Source organism: Pseudarthrobacter sp. P1 (assembly GCF_050156935.1).
Classification (GTDB): Bacteria; Actinomycetota; Actinomycetes; order Actinomycetales; family Micrococcaceae; genus Specibacter.
In genome coordinates, this window is record NZ_CP189584.1 from 3,358,521 (window position 1) to 3,376,018 (window position 17,498).

The 17,498-nt window shown below is 66.2% G+C and carries 16 protein-coding genes; 5 read left to right on the plus strand and 11 right to left on the minus strand.

Going from position 1 to position 17,498, the window contains the following annotated elements:
* Positions 1 to 59: 59 nt before the first annotated feature.
* A protein-coding gene (locus ACQCSX_RS15915; protein WP_427018933.1) for an IS5 family transposase occupies positions 60 to 903 on the plus strand; the annotation gives its coding sequence in 2 pieces (ribosomal slippage) (positions 60 to 365 and positions 367 to 903; 843 coding nt in all).
* Positions 904 to 941: 38 nt separating this feature from the next.
* Here the strand turns inward: ACQCSX_RS15915 and ACQCSX_RS15920 are convergent.
* Positions 942 to 2,384 (minus strand): DUF3375 domain-containing protein, encoded by a 1,443-nt coding sequence (locus ACQCSX_RS15920; RefSeq protein ID WP_427019073.1) that lies wholly within the window; start codon positions 2,382 to 2,384, stop codon positions 942 to 944.
* Positions 2,385 to 3,235: 851 nt separating this feature from the next.
* Here ACQCSX_RS15920 and ACQCSX_RS15925 point away from each other — a divergent pair.
* Positions 3,236 to 4,420, plus strand: a complete 1,185-nt coding sequence (locus tag ACQCSX_RS15925) for a plasmid pRiA4b ORF-3 family protein (RefSeq protein WP_427016239.1) — start codon at positions 3,236 to 3,238, stop codon at positions 4,418 to 4,420.
* A 14-nt stretch (positions 4,421 to 4,434) separates the two neighbouring features.
* Here ACQCSX_RS15925 and ACQCSX_RS15930 read toward each other — a convergent pair whose 3' ends face one another.
* Positions 4,435 to 5,022: a hypothetical protein gene (locus ACQCSX_RS15930; RefSeq protein WP_427016240.1), complete on the minus strand. Its 588-nt coding sequence runs from the start codon at positions 5,020 to 5,022 to the stop codon at positions 4,435 to 4,437.
* 950 nt (positions 5,023 to 5,972) lie between these two features.
* Between ACQCSX_RS15930 and ACQCSX_RS15935 the strand changes: the two genes are divergently transcribed.
* Both ACQCSX_RS15935 and ACQCSX_RS15940 read left to right on the plus strand, forming a co-directional pair.
* A complete protein-coding gene (locus ACQCSX_RS15935; protein ID WP_427016241.1) occupies positions 5,973 to 6,599 on the plus strand; it encodes a hypothetical protein in 627 nt (208 codons plus the stop codon).
* A 291-nt stretch (positions 6,600 to 6,890) separates the two neighbouring features.
* On the plus strand, positions 6,891 to 7,361 hold the full coding sequence (locus ACQCSX_RS15940; protein WP_427016242.1) for a hypothetical protein: 471 nt from the start codon (positions 6,891 to 6,893) through the stop codon (positions 7,359 to 7,361).
* Positions 7,362 to 7,599: 238 nt separating this feature from the next.
* Here ACQCSX_RS15940 and ACQCSX_RS15945 read toward each other — a convergent pair whose 3' ends face one another.
* The 3 genes from ACQCSX_RS15945 to ACQCSX_RS15955 form a co-directional block, all read right to left on the minus strand.
* Positions 7,600 to 7,992 (minus strand): RNA-binding S4 domain-containing protein, encoded by a 393-nt coding sequence (locus tag ACQCSX_RS15945; protein ID WP_427016243.1) that lies wholly within the window; start codon positions 7,990 to 7,992, stop codon positions 7,600 to 7,602.
* 50 nt (positions 7,993 to 8,042) lie between these two features.
* The gene (locus tag ACQCSX_RS15950) at positions 8,043 to 8,888 is read right to left on the minus strand and encodes a hypothetical protein (protein WP_427016244.1); all 846 of its coding nucleotides are present in this window, start codon (positions 8,886 to 8,888) and stop codon (positions 8,043 to 8,045) included.
* Positions 8,889 to 9,150: 262 nt separating this feature from the next.
* Entirely contained in the window at positions 9,151 to 9,972 is an 822-nt protein-coding gene (locus ACQCSX_RS15955) for a hypothetical protein (protein WP_427016245.1), read from the minus strand.
* Positions 9,973 to 10,141: 169 nt separating this feature from the next.
* On the opposite strand from ACQCSX_RS15955, the gene ACQCSX_RS15960 reads away from it, so the two are divergent.
* Entirely contained in the window at positions 10,142 to 11,260 is a 1,119-nt protein-coding gene (locus ACQCSX_RS15960) for an FAD-dependent oxidoreductase (RefSeq protein ID WP_427016246.1), read from the plus strand.
* Positions 11,261 to 11,288: 28 nt separating this feature from the next.
* On the opposite strand, the gene ACQCSX_RS15965 is transcribed toward ACQCSX_RS15960, so the two are convergent.
* The 6 genes from ACQCSX_RS15965 to ACQCSX_RS15990 form a co-directional block, all read right to left on the minus strand.
* The gene (locus tag ACQCSX_RS15965) at positions 11,289 to 12,494 is read right to left on the minus strand and encodes an MFS transporter (protein ID WP_427016247.1); all 1,206 of its coding nucleotides are present in this window, start codon (positions 12,492 to 12,494) and stop codon (positions 11,289 to 11,291) included.
* 142 nt (positions 12,495 to 12,636) lie between these two features.
* Positions 12,637 to 13,113, minus strand: a complete 477-nt coding sequence (locus ACQCSX_RS15970; RefSeq protein WP_427019074.1) for a heme-degrading domain-containing protein — start codon at positions 13,111 to 13,113, stop codon at positions 12,637 to 12,639.
* Entirely contained in the window at positions 13,106 to 14,152 is a 1,047-nt protein-coding gene (locus ACQCSX_RS15975) for a Gfo/Idh/MocA family protein (RefSeq protein WP_427016248.1), read from the minus strand. The genes ACQCSX_RS15970 and ACQCSX_RS15975 overlap by 8 nt, the downstream gene beginning before the upstream one ends.
* 1 nt (position 14,153) lies before the next feature.
* On the minus strand, positions 14,154 to 15,071 hold the full coding sequence (locus ACQCSX_RS15980; RefSeq protein WP_427016249.1) for a TolB family protein: 918 nt from the start codon (positions 15,069 to 15,071) through the stop codon (positions 14,154 to 14,156).
* A gap of 185 nt (positions 15,072 to 15,256) precedes the next feature.
* Positions 15,257 to 16,258, minus strand: a complete 1,002-nt coding sequence (locus tag ACQCSX_RS15985; protein WP_427016250.1) for a sugar phosphate isomerase/epimerase family protein — start codon at positions 16,256 to 16,258, stop codon at positions 15,257 to 15,259.
* A gap of 24 nt (positions 16,259 to 16,282) precedes the next feature.
* Entirely contained in the window at positions 16,283 to 17,494 is a 1,212-nt protein-coding gene (locus ACQCSX_RS15990; protein WP_427016251.1) for a Gfo/Idh/MocA family protein, read from the minus strand.
* Positions 17,495 to 17,498 lie beyond the last annotated feature (4 nt).

Genomic DNA, 17,498 nt, shown 5'->3' on the forward strand with positions numbered 1-17,498 from the left:
GGGTGCCTTCTCGCTATTCCGTGTTGTCCGATGCCCAGTGGGAGTCCATTGCCCCGTTGATGCCCGATTCGTCGGGGAAACCGGGCCGACCCTTCAACGACCACCGGCTGATGACCGAGGGCATCATCTACCGCTACCGGGCAGGGATCCCATGGCGTGATCTCCCTGCCTATTTCGGGTCGTGGAAGACCGTGTGGAAGCACCACCGCCGCAACGCCGCCAACGGGACCTGGGACAAGGTCCTGGCGGCGTTGCTGACCCGCGCGGACACGGCCGGGCTGATCAACTGGGAGGTCTCGATCGACTCCACGGTCAACCGTGCCCACCAGCACGGCACGAACCTGCCCCGCCACACAGGGGGACCTGTCGAATTACAGGAATCTGCTCGACGAGCCTGAGGACCATGCCATCGGCCGGTCCCGCGGCGGGCTGACCACCAAGATCCACGCCCTGGTGGATGGCAACATGCGTCCCCTGGTCCTGCTGCTGGGGCCGGGCCAGGGCGGGGACTCGCCGATGTTTGAGAACCTCATGGAGGCCCTGAAGGTAGAAAGGCCCGGTCCCGGCCGGGCCCGCACCCGCCCGGACCGGGCCATGGCCGACAAGGCCTATTCCTCCAAAGCAATCCGGGCGTACCTGCGCGGGCGGGGCATCGAGTGCGTTATCCCGGAAAAGGACGACCAGAAGGCCAACCGGAAACGCAAGGGCTCCGCCGGGGGACGCCCCGTCAGATACGACAGGGACGCCTACAAACGGCGCAATGTGGTCGAGCGCAGCTTCAACACCCTCAAGCAATGGCGGTCCCTGGCCACCCGCTACGACAAACTGGCCCTCACCTACCGCTCAGCGGCCGTCCTGCACGCCGTCGTCATCTGGAGCGCCGCATTGGGAGACACGCCCTAGGACGGACGGACCGTCCCGGAAGTCGATGGGATCGGTGCTCATGTTGGCCTCACGAAGATGATTTGGTCGACTGTTGCCTCGCGGAGGCTGCCGTCCGGCAGGGTCCACGCATGGTTCTGCGGATGCTCGGCACTGATGGTAGCCCAGGGGGAATCCGAGGCCAGCTGGAAATAGCCCACCAGCTCGGCCAGCCCTTGGCTGAGCGGAAAGGCGTCGGTGATGTCCGCCAATGTGGCCTGTTCGGCGTCGGCCAGCACGGCCTCGACATTGCCCTTCAGCCGTTGCTGGTCCACGTGGAACTGGCCAAAGAGGGCATCCGCATCAACATCCAGGTCCTCGGAGACGGAGACGACGTCGTTGATGGCCACTTGGGCGCTGGGCTCGTATAAGGGGCGCTCAAAGGGAAGCACGACGTCGACTCCCTGGCCGGGGAGCGACGTGAGCAGGTCCGACGGCGGTGAGGAGCGCACTGCCAGCGAATGGGACTCGATGCTGCGGATCAATTGCATGATGCGCTTGTTTTCCAGGAACACCTTGTCATCCAGAAGGCGCCGGATCTGGGCCGAAAGCGCCCTGACGGTGGCCTGGGTCTGTTCCACGGCGGGGAGCCAATCGGCCTGCATGGTGGTGATGGCGCCAACGTTCTCCAGCCCTGCCAGGGCCTCGATCTGTGTGGCCCGTTCCAGGAGGTCGCCAAGGTCGGCCCGCAGCTGCGGTGACATCAGATAGTCCCAGAAACCTTGGAAGGTGCGCCCCTGCAACGAGCCGGTGATGTCCTGCTGGGTGGAGAAGATTGATTCGAGGAGATCGCCCTGGCTGCCGTCCCACGTGGAGATTTTCTCGCGGAGGTTGCGGTCCAGCTTCCGGAAGTTTTGCTCGACCTCGCGAAAGTCCGCCAAAAGGTCTTTTGCCTGCGTGGTCAGCTGGCGGAAGTGGTCCACGGCCTCCGGAGCGCTCATCACGGGTATGTTGCCGGCGCGGATCTGCTCTATCTGCGCATCGATGGCATCGCGCTGGCGGCCCAGCTCTGCCAACCGGGCTTCCGGATCCGTCTCCGTGCCGTGGACCAGGGCTTTGAGCAGGGTGAAGATGCTGGAGAGCCGCGACTGGGTTGGCACAAAGTCGCGGCCCCGCAGCGACTCCACCCAGTGGATCACATCCTCGGCCGCGGCCGTGAGGTCATAGACGGGATCATCCCGGTTGTCGGCATAGAACTTGCGCAGCCAGGCCTTCTCCGGGGCCGCCCAGTCGTCAAGGTAGTCCGCTGCGGTCCGCGGGAATTTGTCCTCTCCCAGGGAGTCCCGCAGGGCAAAGAGCACGTCTTCGAGCACATCAACCAATTCCGGGCGTCCCAGATTGCGCTGGTTGGTCGTTGTGAAGGCTGCCATGAAGAACGTCAGGGCCAGCGGGGCATTCTGCGCGCGCAGGAGAGACCAGCCTGCGTGGTTCTCGCGCAGAGCGTTGATCGCAAAGTAGTCCATCGGTTCCACTTCCATCGCCTTATGGCCATCAGGACAATGCTAGATGCTGGCGCCGACAACCTCGGCGAAGGATTGCCGTGACCCAGCCAGCCGGGTGGACGGCGACGCGCAGTTTGATCTGCTCCGCCGCCGGTCGAGCCGTCCCGCCGCCCGTCGAGCCCATCGCCGCCGGTCGAGCCTGTCAGACCCAGACCCGGTAGAGTCCGTGGCAACGGACAACGGTGGAGGGGCCGGAACATGGGCAAGAAAACGACGACGGCGCAAGGCGCGGGCGGCGGCCGCTCGGCGGGCCGCTCGGCCAGTGGGCTCAGGGCAGGCCGTGCCATCGACTCCCTTGCCCCGGCCTTTGTGGAGTGGCTGGCCGCCCAGGCGGCCGATTCGGGTCCCGTGGCCGTGGCGTTCCTGGCCATCGCCCGCGAGGTTGCCGCCAGCTACTTCGCCAAGAACGCAGCCCCGGACTTCACCGGTTTCGAGGCCGGCGCGCTGGCCACAGCGCTGGACGACGTCCTCGCGGGCGGCCGCGGCGCTGACCAGGACCTGATCGTCTACGCCGCCATGCGCTGTTTCGTGGACTTTCTGGGGGACACCGGCGCTTGGACGGGCACCGCGGGGCAGCTGGACACGGCCAAGGGAATGCTGGAGGCCGGACAAAATTCCCGGGGCACCCGCGCCATGGCGCAGCACCCCGGCGCGGAGGCGGAACTGGAGTTCTTCGCCGGGCTGCCGCTGGTCGAGTACGCCAGGGAATTGCTGCACTGGGTGGGGGCCGGGCGGCAGGTCACCGGCACGGGACAGATCCGGCTGGCGGACATCCAGGGGCCGCCGCCTGCGTCGGATTGGACGCCGTGGGCGTGTCCCGACACAGTGCTGCCCACCACCAGGGGTTCTGGAAGGACGACTACGCCGGGCCCCACGAGGTCAAGACCATGTCCAAGCTCCCGCTGCTGGCCGACATCTGGTTTGCCCTGTCCGCGGCAGGGTTCATCGAGGTCGGCGCCACCCGGGTCCGCCTCTCGGACGCGGCGGCCGCGTTCATGGGCGGGGATCCCCGCGAAACGTTGCTGGCCCAGAAATGCTTCGTGGCCGAGTTCCTCCAGACCATGGTCCTCCCGCACGAGGCGGTGTCCTCCGTAGAATATGCCCGCGGCGCCTACCAAATGGCCGCCTTGCTGGCCGCCACCACCGCCCAACCGCCCATCATGGACAAGATCCGCGCGGCAATGGCCGAGGCGGAAAACGAGGATTTTGGGACGTGTCTGGTGTTCACCTCGGCCCTGCACGCCTTCGAACGGATGGCGGAGCTCGGCCTGCTGGACATCGGGGCATTGCTCGTGGTGCCGACGGTGCTGGCCCCCTGCGTTGCCGCGGCGTTTGCCGGCGCCAACCTGCCCGAGCTGTGGCGGGTGGACAGGGAACTGAACCGGCGGCCGCCGTCGTCCGTTTACCAGCTCAAGATCGAACTCGAGGACGCGCACCCTGCCGTCGGGCGGCGGATCCTGGTCTCGGCGGATATGACCCTGGCCGAGCTCCACCACACCATCCAGCTCTGCTTCGGCTGGGAGGACAGGCACCTGCACGAGTTCCGCGTGGGCGGCCCCGGCGGCACGGTCTACGGCCCCGACGACGACGAATACGAGTGGGACGAACCCTTTCTGGACGAGGCGGCTGCGACCATCGGATCCGTCCTCTCCGGCGCCGGGCAGGGCCTGGCATACACCTACGATTATGGCGACTGCTGGGACCACCGGGTCACCGTCCAGAAGGTGCTGGGCGAGTACGACGGCGGCATGCTGCCCCGCTGCACGGCCGGCTCGGGCGCCGGACCCCGGGAGGACAGTGGTGGAACCTACGGTTGGTCGGCCAAGGTGCGCACGGCCAACGATCCCACGGCCGCGGGGCACCGGGAGATTCGCCGGTGGCTGGGCCTGGGGCACGGAGAGGTCCTCGATCCGACGCAGTTCGACAAGGACCTGCTCAACCACAGGCTTGACGTCTTCAAACAGGACCGTGGCCTGGCCTGGCACCTGCAGGACTAGTCAGGCTTCGACGGTCAGCCGCCCCCCGACCGGTGCGGGATGGTCCGGCCGGCTCCTTCTTGGCGCAAGCGCAGGTAGTGAAGCTGTTTCTCCGATGGGCGCCGCAGACATTTGGAGGCCATGCCGGCATCGATCGCCCAGTTCGAGCAGGTGGAGCGGTTCAGGCCCAGCTGCTTCGCTGCCGCACTGACGCTGCCGATTTCGCGCAGCACGCTGAGGAACTCCTCAACCACCGCAGGTGGGTGGCGTTGCGCGGGATCGGTCTTCACGGTTCTCGTGGCCCGTGGTTTTCTCCCGGCAGGATTGACCCTGCCGGCCCAGGTGTGCGCGGTGCTGATGTTCAGCCCCAGTTCCCTGGCTGTCGCCACGATGCTGCCGGTCCGGTCAAGGACGGCATGGAACTGTTCCTTCTCGGCCGGGGTGTACTGGCGTTGACGCCTGATCCGGACAGCGTTCGCCCACTTCTGGCACGTGCTCCGGTTAATGCCGAGTTCCTGAGCCGCCTCGGCGACAGTTCCCAGGCGCTCCACGGCGGAAAGGAAATCCTGTCTTTGCGCACGGGTATAGGACTGCTGGGGACGCTTCCCCGGCGCCCCGGCCATAGACGCCGGTTCCTTCGTCGACGGAGACTTTTTCCTTAAGGAAGAACTATTTTTTGATGGTGATTCCATGGGTGTTGCAACTCCCGGATTTTCGGGGATGTTGCGACGATCGCTAGAACTCGCCCTCAGTGGGCAGTTACGTGGCCGCCTATGGGCAGTTTGCCATGGCCGCTAACACCCGGTCTCGGCTGGGACGAGGTCGCGGAAATGTCGGAGGCCGAGTTACATTCGGCGTTGTTTTCCGGCCGCGGCGTCCGCGAGTCCATGTTCGCACAGCCGGACTGGCCTCGGGAGCACACCGACGTTGAAGCTCCTCCATCAGGCGTATGTCGACGCGTCTTCGATGGCGCAGGCGACGATGAGTATGACCGGTTCTGCCGCCTTTATGGCGAGCACGCCGCTGTTTCAGGGGCGACCTCGCGTGTCAGCCACAACGCCGGCCGCAACATCGAGGTCGACTGGTCCGGATCCACGATGCAGCTTTTGGATCCGAGCGCGGGTGAGATGTCAAAGTGTATTTGTTTGTCGCGTGCCTGCCGGCCAGCCGGTATGCGCTCGTAGAAGCGACCCCGGATATGCGGCTCGAGTCGTGGTTGCGCGCCCACACATCAATGTTCGCTTTCTTGGGCGGAAGCGTCGCGCCTGGTGCCGGACAATTCGAAGACCGGGGTGATCTCCCACCTGCGCGAGGGCGAGGGTGAGGTCGTATTGAACGATGCGTGCCGGGAGATCGTAGGTGTTGCGTCTCGGTGGACATCGCCCTCTCTGTGGTTCGGTGCGCATCGGCTCGCAGCCGCATCTCCAGGGCCGGTGGGGCGCTCCATAATCGGCCAGCTCTTGCTTACGTATATGGTTCTAGGGGACTTGACGCGGCGATCTGTTGTGGCCGTTCCACACCGCGGAATTCCGAGGGCGTTTCGACGTCGAACGAAACTGGAGACTGAATCGTCATGATCTTTTTCAAAGCAAGGGTTCTGCTCTGGCCTCTCCTGCTGATCACCGTCCTGGTTGTCGCGGGAACGGGCGCCGCTTTCGCATTCGGTGGACTCAACGCTCTCGCTCTCAGTTCGCTGTTCACCAGCACCTCGAACGAACGCGATTCGCAGGTGGTTCAGTCCGTCACGCGCGTGCAAGAGGTCGCCTTGCTGAGCCTTCACATCGAGGGTGTCGCGAGGCACGAAAGCAATGGCGAGATTCTCGGCGTGGCCATACCCGCGAGCGAGAAAACGACGCTGATCCAGTACAAGTTCGACGCAAAATTAGGCATCGATGGGTCACAGGTGAAGATCGAACCCACCGGCCCAGAGTCGTTTCGGGTGACCATCCCTCAATTTATTGGCATCGGCTTTGACGATCCCGTGTTCGAGGACCCCCTCGAGAGCAACAACGCGCTTAGCTGGCTGGCACCGCCAGCCGTTCAAACTCGCATGATCAACAACATTCTCAGCGACGAGAACAAGCAGAAGTACATCACCCAAAACGCAGCAGCGCTGAAAGAGCAGGCCAAGGTGTTCTACTCCGGAATCATCGCAAGCGTCGATCCCGAAATCACCATCGGCTTTGAGTTCGCAGGGTAGATGCCCGCAGCGCCCCGTCCTCGCCGCATGAACCCGAGGGTGACGATGGCTGCTATATCCGGAGCGGTGACTACTACGCCGGAGAACCCGGTGAGCCGGCTGGATGGGGAACCCACCGCCTTCGCCACCGCGTAATCCGTGACCGGGAGCGCCAGTGGTGCTGGGCCACACGACCGCTGGTGCTCTCCCGCACGATCCGTGGTGCTGAACCGCACGATCGAGTGGTGCTCAAAGCGTTAAATACTCACATGCACTGTCGGGAACCAGAATCCTCCAAAGATTGACACCGGGGTGGGCGCAAACGCACCGACCGGCGCGCCCGCCGACACCAGCACGCGGGAAGCAACCGAAGCGATTGCTCCGGAGGTTCCCGCAGCAACAACCCCGGGCACGACCGAGATGACCCTGTCGGAACTCGACGCAGCCAGGCCACCCGCATCAGCCCCCTTCGTCGGAGGAGAACCCATCCCCGCCTCCGAACTGCAGGGCAGCCGAACCTACCCGCACATGCTCTACCTTGTGGGCAGGCTCGACGGCTACCTGGCAGCGAACGGCGTCCCGGCGGACTGGGAGACGGAAGGGTTCGGCTACATCGCCGTCGTCTACGACAACAGCTCCTGGGACCCTGACGTTATGTCCGGCTTCCTAGGTCAGCCGGACGGCAGCTACACCTTACGAGGATGGAGCTCCAAAAACCCGAAGTTCAACGACTTCAACACCGGCCTTGAATATGACTCCGTCAGAGGCTTCATCACCGGTTAAAGGAGCCATGCCCCGACCTGAATGGCGCGGCATCTGGCTTAAGTTGGCCGGCGATGGCCGGTTGAGGCCCTTGGTTTGAATACGCGGCTAGCGGTGCCCATAGTAGTTTCAAGACCATGGCGGCGGCGGCCGGGAACACGCCCGTCGCGCCGGGTTTCGGCTCCGCTTCGCTCAACCAGCGGGGTGGGCCGGGATCTCGACGAACTCGATCACCGGACGGGCCCGGCCAGCCGGGCCGTCAGTCCCCGCGGAGCCTGTCCATCTCGCGGCGGTCCTTCTTGGTGGGGCGGCCGGCACCGCGGTCGCGCTGGGGGAGTCCGAGCGCGGGCAGCACGGGGCGCGGGGGTGTGTGGTCGGTGAAACAGCGGGCCGCGGCCTCCGCGCCGACGCGCTTGGCAATCAGCACCCGCACCTCCAGGATCCGCTCCCAGCCTGACTCGCGCACGCGGATGGTGTCCCCGGAAACCACCGACTGGGCGGCCTTGGCGGGGTTGTCGTTGAGCCGCACATGCCCGGCGCGGCAGGCGGCAGTGGCGGCGGACCGGGTCTTGTAGACGCGGATGGCCCACAGCCAGGCGTCGATGCGGACGGAGGCGGGCGCGTTCTTGGGGAGGAATCCGGGAGTACTCATGCTGGAAGCGAGTCTAGCCCGGTGCCGCCGTCGAACAGGGAAAAGTGGTACTACGGCACCGTCAGGAAGCCGGCATCGAAGGAGTTCAGGTCAATCGCCACGCCGTGGTAGTTGAACTCGAAAAGCTGCTGGCTGGCGATGCGCATGGTGCCGGGGGCATTCCAACCGCCGTAGGCGACGGGTGCCGGGGACAGATGGTCGGGCTGCCAGCCGGTAAAGGGGAAGACCGAGGTGTCGGTGTCCCAGAGGGGCACGTCGGAGAAGCTGTTGGCCGTGGCACCCTGCAGGCCGTCCCACATGCCGGAACCGCTGTAGATGATGGGCCGGACACCGGTGGCGGCAACGCCGTCGACCATGGCACGGGTGACGGGCACACCGCCGTTCTCCACGTCGAGGGCGAAGAACTGCAACCGGCTGGCGTAGGGGCCCGCGGCGTCGATGCCGGCCTGCCAGCAGCGCGGATCGCGGGTGTAGATGGCGATCTTCAGTCCGGCGTCGAGGGCCATCTTCAGCTGGGGTGCGGTGCGCTCCCACGGCGTGCAGCTGTCCCACATGACCGCGTGCATGACGTAGAGGCGGAAGCCATCGGCATAGGCCTGGGCAAACCACGCGGGGTCCGTGATGGGGTTGGCCGAGTCGATGGCCTTGACCGAACCAGACAGGGTGGTGTCCACGGTTCCCTGCGCGGCCAGCTGCGGCGCGGCAATGGATGCGGGCGCGGCGGGGGTGGTCTCGTCCACTGTGGCTGCTCCGTCCATCTCGGCAGGGGCCGCGGGCTGCGGCACGGCGGTGGCGATGCCGGCCAGGCTGCGGTCCAAAGGTGCGACGGCGGACGCCGTGCCGGGTGCGACGCTGGGGCTGGTTGCCACCGCGCCGGCCACGGAAAATGCACCCACCGCTACGGCCAGCGTAGCCGTGAGGGCGGCAATTTTGGCGAATGGACGGCGGCGGGCAGGGGCCGTGGCAAGGCGCGGAAAAATAACGGAAAACCTAACGATCTTTGGTGTGCGGAGCCACAAACGTGATGCGATCGGACAGCAATCACTGGGCAGTCACCTCTACCACGGTAACCCGGGGGACATAGGACGTCGTTAGGACGGCCGTCACATGAGACGCCGGTTTTCCGCCGGTCCTCGTCCGGCGAGGACCGGCACCTCCCTACGGCACCTTCAGGAAGCTGACATCGAAGGAGTTCAGGTCGACGGCGACGCCGTTGTAGTTGAATTCGAACTGCTGCTGGCTGGCGATGCGCATGGTGGTGGGGGTGTTCCAGCCGCCGTAGGGGATCGGGGTGGGGGCCAGATAGTCCGGTGCCCAGCCGCTAAACGGGAAGACCGAGGTGTCGGTGTCCCAGAGCGGTATGTCCGGGAAGCTGTTGGCCGAGGCGCCCTGCAGGGTGGGCCACATGGTGGCGCCGGTGTAGATGACCGGCCGGACTCCGGTGGCGGCCACGCCGTCGACCATTCCACGCGTCACGGCAACGCCGCCGGTTTCCACATCCAGGGCAAAGAACTGCAGCCGGCTGGCGTAGGGGCCCGCGGCGGCAATGCCGGCCTGCCAGCAGCGCGGGTCGCGGGTGTAGACGGCGATCTTCAGCCCGGCGTCGAGGGCCATCTTCAGCTGTGGCTGGAGGTGGTCCCACGGCGCGCAGCTGGTCCATTGGGTTGATTGCGCCACGTAGAGGCGGAAGCCGTCAGCGTACGCCCGGGTAAACCAGCCAGGATCGGTGATGGCATTGGCCGAGTCGACGGCCTTCACCGAGGGGTGGGGCGCCTCGGCCGCGGGCCAAGCCAGTGCCGCGGGCTCCGCCAGCGCGGCTGTTCCGGCCGAAGCGGCCGCCAGCGGGAGCAATCCCGCGGCCAAATGCGCGGCGGCAAGGACAACCAGAATCCGTCCGGTCCAGCCCCGCCGGATTTTTGCCAATGGGAGGGCCCGGGAATTTCCGGCCTGGTTTTCTGGGGTGTGCAGCACGATGGGCATGGCGCCTCCGATGACGATTCACTCGGTCTGCGGCTCCAACCAACATAACCCCACCGGCGGCGGTCCGGAAGGGCCGGCGCCGAGGCGGCGGATGCGCGTCTTCCTCCCGACATGGAAGCATTGGGTGTGACGGTTCCGCGCTGGGTGGACCGAGATCGGAGGCGGGCCCATGGTGACCCACGTGGATGTTGTTGTGGTTGGTGGCGGAGCGATGGGCTCGGCCGCCGCGTTGAGCATCGCCCGGCGGGGACAATCCGTGGTTCTGCTCGAGCAGTTCGACGCCGGCCATCACCTGGGTGCCTCCCACGGGGCGACCCGGAACTTCAATCTCGCCTACGACAAGGCCGAGTATCTCAACCTTGTGGCAGAGGCCCGCACGATGTGGGACGACCTTGCGGCCGAATCCGGTATCCAGCTGCTGGACCTGGTGGGGCTGGCCAACCACGGTGATCCTGCGCCGCTGGGGCGCATCCGCAGTGCCCACGAGTCCTTCGGCATCCGCAGCGAATTCCTGTCACCGGGGGAAGCCGCGGCCCGGTGGGGAGGTATGCGCTTCCGCAGTGAGGTCCTGTACGTGCCGGAGTCGGGGCGGGTGCGGGCCGCCGACGCACTGGCCGCCATGCGGATGTCGGCCGAAGCCCGTGGGGCGCAGTTCCACTATGCAACCCCCGTCCGCGACATCGCCGTCTTGGGCGAGGACTCGGTGGCGGTCCTCACCGACACCGAGGAGTACCGCGCCAAGCGTGCCATCGTCACCGCTGGTGCGTGGAGCCAGAAGATCCTGGCCGGACTTGCCCAGCTTCCCCGGCTTGTTGTCACGCAGGAGCAGCCGGCCCACTTCCTGCCGTTGGATCCGTCGCACGACTGGCCAAGTTTCAACCACACCCCAGACCCAGGGTCCGCCGCCGATTCCTACTGGTACAGCCCGACCTACGGCATGCTCACCCCCGGCGAAGGAGTAAAGGTCGGCTGGCACGGTGTCGGTCCCGTGGTTGACCCGGATGCCCGCGATTTCACTCCCGAACCCGTCCAGCTTGAAGAGCTCCGCCGCTACGTCCGCGAGTGGTTGCCGGGTGTAGACGCGGACGCCTGCGCGCCCATCAGCTGCACCTATACGTCCACCGACACCGGGGACTTCATCCTGGACAGGTTCGGCCCCGTGGTGGTTGGTGCCGGATTCTCCGGACACGGGTTCAAGTTCACGCCCGCCATCGGCCGCGTACTGGCGGACCTGGCGGACGGAACACCGGCCCCTGCGCTGTTCTCCGCCAACCGCGCAGCCGGGTGAGCCGAGCCGTACATCCGGGGCGATCTTCCTAAACGGGTGGCTGCCGCTTTTCGCGGGGTCCGGCGGGGTAGCCGTTGCGGCGGCTGGCGATGGCAATGGCGAGGGCGGCCGCCGCCGGGATGGCAGCGGCCAGCGGCACGAGCAGGGCACCGGCGGCGGTGAGTGCGAGGGCGCCGTAGACGGCACCGATGGAGATTCCGAGCTGGATGGTGACAACTGTCAAGCCATTGGCGGCGTCGCGGTGTTCGCCGCCTGCGCGCAGGATCGCTGCCTGGTTGTAGATGCCGATCGCGCCGAAGGCTGTTCCCCAGACGGCCATCAGGACCAGGTTGCCCGCCCAGGTGCCGCCCAGCACGGGCAGGAGGGCGAAGGCGGCCACCAGGACCGCAATGGTGGCCAGCACGGAGCGCCGCGGCCGGGAGTCGGCGGTGAGCCCGGCAATCCAGATCCCGGCCAGGCCTGACGCTCCCACCACCGACAGGGAGATGCCTGTCGCGGCGTCGGGCAGACCCGTGGCGTGGAGAAAGGGGGCGATGTAGGTGAAAAGGGTGAAGTGGGCCAGCAGCAGCAGGGGCCAGGCCGTGGCGACGGCGATGACTCCGGGTTGTGCCAGTGCACCGCGCAGGGATGGGGTGGAATGGCCGGCATTGCGGGGAACGGCCGGCAGCAGGTACGCCGCCAGCAGGGCCAGGATTGCCGCGATCCCGGCCAGGACCAGGAAGGAAGTGCGCCAAGTCAGCGCCGTGCCCATCAGGGTCCCGATCGGGGCGCCGATGGCCAGGGCGATGCTGTTGCCGCTGAAGACGATGGCCATGGCTTTGCCCACGGAGCGGGCCGGAACGATCCGGGCCACGTAGGGGGCCATGGTGGACCAGAGCAGCCCGTGGGCCACGCCGCCGAGCAGCCGTGCACCCACGGCCAGGGCAAGGTTTGGGGCCAGGGCCAGCAGGACGTTGCTCAGGGCGAACGCCAGGACCGTGGCGATCAGCAGGACCCTGCGCGGGACCCGGCCCGAAAGGAACCGGGACAGGGGGAGTGCGGTGAAGACAATGACGGCGGCGTAGGCGGCCGTCAGCGAGCCGACGGCGGATTCCTCCACGCCCAGGTCGCGGCTGATCTGCGGCAGCAGCCCGGACGGCAGCAGCTCGGTGGTGACAGCCGTGAAGCCAATGGCCGCCAGAACCAGCAGTCCACCCCACGGGATCCGCTGCGGATTCGACACTTGCGGCGCCATCCGTGCTGGCGCTGCGATGTCAGAGGGCTCTTGCTTCAATGGGTATTCCTCAAAGTCTGGTTGTGGGGTTCTCCCGCGGTCCGGCGCGTTGGGGCTCGGACCAAGTTGATGGTGAAGAAGTCGTCGATTCAGCCCTCGATGCTCACGCCACTTCTGTCGCCAGGTAGCTCCTGATTGAATGCACAACCAGCTGATGATCCTCATCGGAAGTCAATCCGGAAACAGTGACGGCTCCGATAACGCCTGCCCCATGCACTCGGATCGGGAAGGAGCCACCCGCCAAGGTGTAGTCCTGGGGAGTGAGCCAACCATCCTGTGTCGGATCGAAGTCCTTGAACTGCTCAGCAAGGAGGGCCGTGCTGTGTTCGAAGCGCAGGGTGGTTGCCGATTTGCGGCGGATCCATTCCTCTTGGTCGGAAGTGGCCCCCGGCAGCACGCAGCGGAACAGCACTATGTTGTGGCGACGGATATCAATCGCTACTCCATGACCGTCGGCAATGGCGCGGTTGGCGATGAGCGAGCCGAGGCGCCAGGCGTCATGGTGGTCAAAGCTCGGGAAAACCAGTTCGTCTTCGTGTTGGCGCAGTTCGGTGATCCGCGGTGAGGGGATTTCAGTCATTGCCATTGCCGCTGCCATTGTCTTGCGACGCGGTGTCGGCCGCGTAGCTGAGCCCGATCTGGCGGCGGATCTCATCCATGGCGGCCATGACAGCAATGCTCTCGCGTGGCGGGAGGATGGTGCCCGTGGTGGCGCCCTCCTTGACCAGGCGTTCCATCTCTGCCGCCTGGAACTGCATCCCCCTGCTGTTCACCGGCTGATCGAACCTCTCCAGGACCTTTCCGTCGACATCGAAGACCGTGAAGGGCGTTGGGGCGTACCACGTGGCCTCGATCTCGATCCACCCTTCCGTCCCGATGACCACGGCCCGGTTGGGTCCGGCCGCATCCAGTTGACAGTCCAGGATGGCCTGCTGCCCGTTTGCGTATTCGAAGATCGCAGCGGTCTGGCGGTCCACGCCCGTTGCCGTCATGGCGGCGCTGGCCCGGATGGTTTCCGGAGCGCCGAAGATGTCAAAGGCAAAGGAGACGGGGTAGACGCCGAGGTCCAGCAACGCGCCGCCACCCAACCCGGGATCATTCAACCGGTGCGCAGGATCCTTGGGGAGGTTCTGGTTGTGGCTGGCCATCACCTTGCGGACCTCGCCGAGTGTGCCTTCCCCGATGATTTCGCGGAGGCGGATCATGTGCGGGAGGAAACGGCTCCACATGGCCTCCAGAGCTACAAGGCCCTTTGCCTCGGCAAGTTCAACGATCTCCTGCGCTTGGCGGGCGTTGATGGTGAACGCCTTCTCCACCAGCACGTGCTTCCCGGCATTGAGCGCGAGCAGTGCGTTCGCATGGTGGAACGGGTGTGGCGTGGCAACGTACACGACGTCCACGTCCGGGTCCGCAACCAGTGCTTCATAGCTGCCATGTGCGCTCGGAATGCTGTACTTCTCACCGAACGCCGTGCTCGATTCCAAGGTGCGCGAACCCACGGACTGAACCGTGAAACCGTTCTCGATCAGGTCCTGTGTCTGCAGACCCGCGATGAAGCCAGTGCCGAGGATTCCCCAGCGGATTCGTCCGTCGGAAGTGCCATTGGGATGGTTGGTCACGTCAGTCCTTTGTAGTTTCGGAAACTCTAAACGGATATGCAACGTACGCGAACCCGGTGGAATCGGGCGCCCAGCTGTTGACGTTGAGGGTACCTTGCCCACCGAAGAGGGGCCACACATGCAGTGGTGCGGCCCAGTCGCTGGTAGAGACAAGCACGACGTCGACCGCCAGGTCAGCGGGGTGGCCCATCGTGCCAGCCGGGAAACGGATGTAGCTGGCCAACGCTCCGTCGGGGGAGAGATGGGGGAACCAGTCGACGGTTTCACTCTGAAGGAGTTGTTCCGCCGAGCCGCTGTTGGAGGTGTGAAGCCTGGCAAGTTGGGCATGGCCCGGCTGGCCGGTGAAGGCCTCGGTGTTGAAGTACAGCCAATCACCGTCAGGAGAGTACTCGGGCCCGTCGCAGTGCCCGTCGACATTCAGCTCGGTGGTGGCGCCACCGTCGGCCGGGATCCTCATGAGTTTGCCCGGCTGGGTGAAGTCGCCGGCACCGATTCCGACGTAGGCGAGCTCACCGCCGTCCGGGCTGACGCCATGGAGGAAATGGAAGCAACCGTCGTCTTTGGTGATGCGAACGGCCTGGCCACCGCTGAGCGCCGCACGGTAGATGTGGCCGTCGTTCGCTGAGAGGTAGATGTCGCTGCCATCGGGTGCCAGCACATGGTCGTTGTTCAGGTCCGGGACGCCTGTGAGGGGGACCTGCGCCAACTCTTTCCCGGCAATAGACAGGGTCCACAGCTTCCCGTCCCCGTTGAGGACGAGTGAGCCGCCGTAGAGGGTCCAGTTCGGTGCCTCCAGGAGGATATCGTCGGTCGCGTACACCAGCGTGGATTCCCCGGTGACCGACGCGATCCAGACTTCGCAGCGCTGGCCGGGCATCAGCGCTCGCGGCATGAATGTCGTTTCGGGGGTTGTTGGCATGGAGAGGCTCCTTCGGGGGCCGGTGATTGAGCGGAGCTTGCGGAGCCGAAATCATGGTGGGCCGACGGTGTCGCCGGGTGCCGCCGTCGGGCGCGGGAGGTCTCGGTCCCCAGCCGCTCCCACAGCTCGCAAGCTCGCTGCGGGTCCCTCGCGGCCGTGGGCCCCTCGCTCGACCACCGGCGGCGTCAGGTCTGGTTGGAGAAGGCGGCGTCGAAGGAGGTCTGCGAGGCCGGGAAGTCGAACTTCTTCAGCGCGGCCAGGGCCTCCGGTGCGCCGTGGAGGCGGTCCATGCCGGCGTCCTCCCACTCGACGGAGATGGGGCCCTCGTAGCCGATGGCCGTGAGCGCACGGAACGATGATTCCCAGGGCACGTCCCCGCGTCCGGCGGAGACGAAGTCCCAGCCGCGGCGCGGATCGCCCCAGGGCAGGTGCGAGCCCATCACGGTGTTGCGGCCGGTCATGCGGACCTTGGTGTCCTTGCAGTCCACGTGGTAGATCCGGTCCTTGAAGTCCCAGATGAAGGAGACCGGGTCGATGCCCTGCCACATGAAGTGCGACGGGTCCCAGTTCAGCCCAAACGCCTTCCGGTGGCCGATGGCCTCCAGAGTGCGCACGGTGGTCCAGTAGTCGTAGGCGATTTCGGAGGGGTGGACCTCGTGGGCGAAGCGGACGCCGCATTCGTCAAAGACGTCCAGGATGGGGTTCCAGCGGTCGGCAAAGTCCTGGTAGCCGGCGTCGATCACGGCTTCGGGCACGGGCGGGAACATGGCCACGTACTGCCAGATGGAGGAGCCGGTGAACCCGACCACGGTGTCCACGCCCAGGGCCCGGGCGAGGCGGGCGGTGGCCTTCATTTCCTCGGCGGCGCGGGTGCGCACGCCCTCGGGGTCGCCGTCGCCCCATACCGTGGAGCCCACGATTGCCTGGTGGCGGAAGTCGATGGGGTTGTCGCAGACGGCCTGGCCGGTGAGGTGGTTGGAAATGGCCCAAACCTTCAGGCCGTGCCGTTCCAGCACCGCGAGCTTGCCGGAAACGTAGCCGGGTTCGTCCCAGCGCCAGGGGTCCAGGTGGTCCCCGGAGCAGGCGATCTCCAGGCCGTCGTAGCCCCAGCCGGCGGCCAGTGCGGCCACTTCTTCGAAGGGGAGGTCGGCCCACTGGCCGGTGAACAGCGTGTACGGGCGGGGCATGGATGGATCCTTAGGAATTGGAGGTTAGCTTGCTGTAACGGTGACGACGGCGCTCTTGGCCGCGGCTGATTCTTCGATGCCGGCCAGCACGCGCTGGACGGAGAGGCCCTCCTCAAAGGAGGGCGACGGCGCGGTCCCGGTGGCGATGGCGGACAGGAAATCGCGCGCTTGATGCGTGAAGGCGTGTTCCCACCCGATGACATGGCCCTGCGGCCACCATGCTGCCAGGTAGGGGTGTTCCGGCTCGGTGACCAGGATGCGGGAGAAGCCCTGCTCGCGCACGGGCACAGTTCCGTCCAGGAAGTAGAGCTCGTTGGGGTTTTCCAGGTCGAAGCGCAGGCTGCCGGCCGTGCCGAAAACCTCGATCTGGAGGGAGTTCTTGCGACCCAGCGCCACGCGGGAGACTTCCACGCTGGCCACGGCGCCGCCGGACATGGTCAACGTGGCCCAGGCGGCGTCGTCGACCGTGACAGGCTCCGGACCCTGCGGGCCGGGACGTTCGGAAATGAAGGTGTGCAGCCGGCCGGAGACCTCGGTGACGGTGTCGCCGAGCAGGTACTGGACCTGGTCGACGGCGTGCGAAGCTGTGTCGCCCAAGGCGCCGGAGCCGGCGGTTTCCTTGCGCAGCCGCCAGGTCATCGGGGTCTTCTCATCGGCCAGCCAGTCCTGCAGATACGCCGCGCGCACCTGCCGGACCGTACCCAGCCTGCCCTCGGCAATGAGGTCCCGGGCCAGGGTAAGGGCCGGAACACGGCGGTAGGTGAAGCCCACCATGGACTGGACTCCCCGGGTGCGGGCCGCCTGGGCCGCGGCCACCATCGCCTGGGCCTCGGCGAGGGTGTTGGCCAGCGGCTTCTCCACCAGCACATGCTTGCCCGCCGCCAGGGCGGCAATGGCGATCTCGGCGTGCAGCCAGCCCGGGGCGCAGATGTCCACGATGTCGATGTCGTCGCGGGCAATCACGTCCCGCCAATCGGTGGCCGATTCCGCCCAGCCGTAGAGCCGGGCGGCCTCGGCCACCTCATCCGCATTCCGTCCCACCAACACCTTCTGCTCGAAGGCCGGGACATCAAAGAAACTGCCCACGTTGCGCCACGCGTTGGAGTGCGCCTTGCCCATGAAGGCGTAGCCGATGGCGGCAACGCCCAGCGGGCGGTTGGCATCGACACCAGCATCGCGTGGGGCCCCGCTGCCGGCTTCGGGCGTGGAGTTGGTGGGGTGTGCTGCGGATTCCATGGAT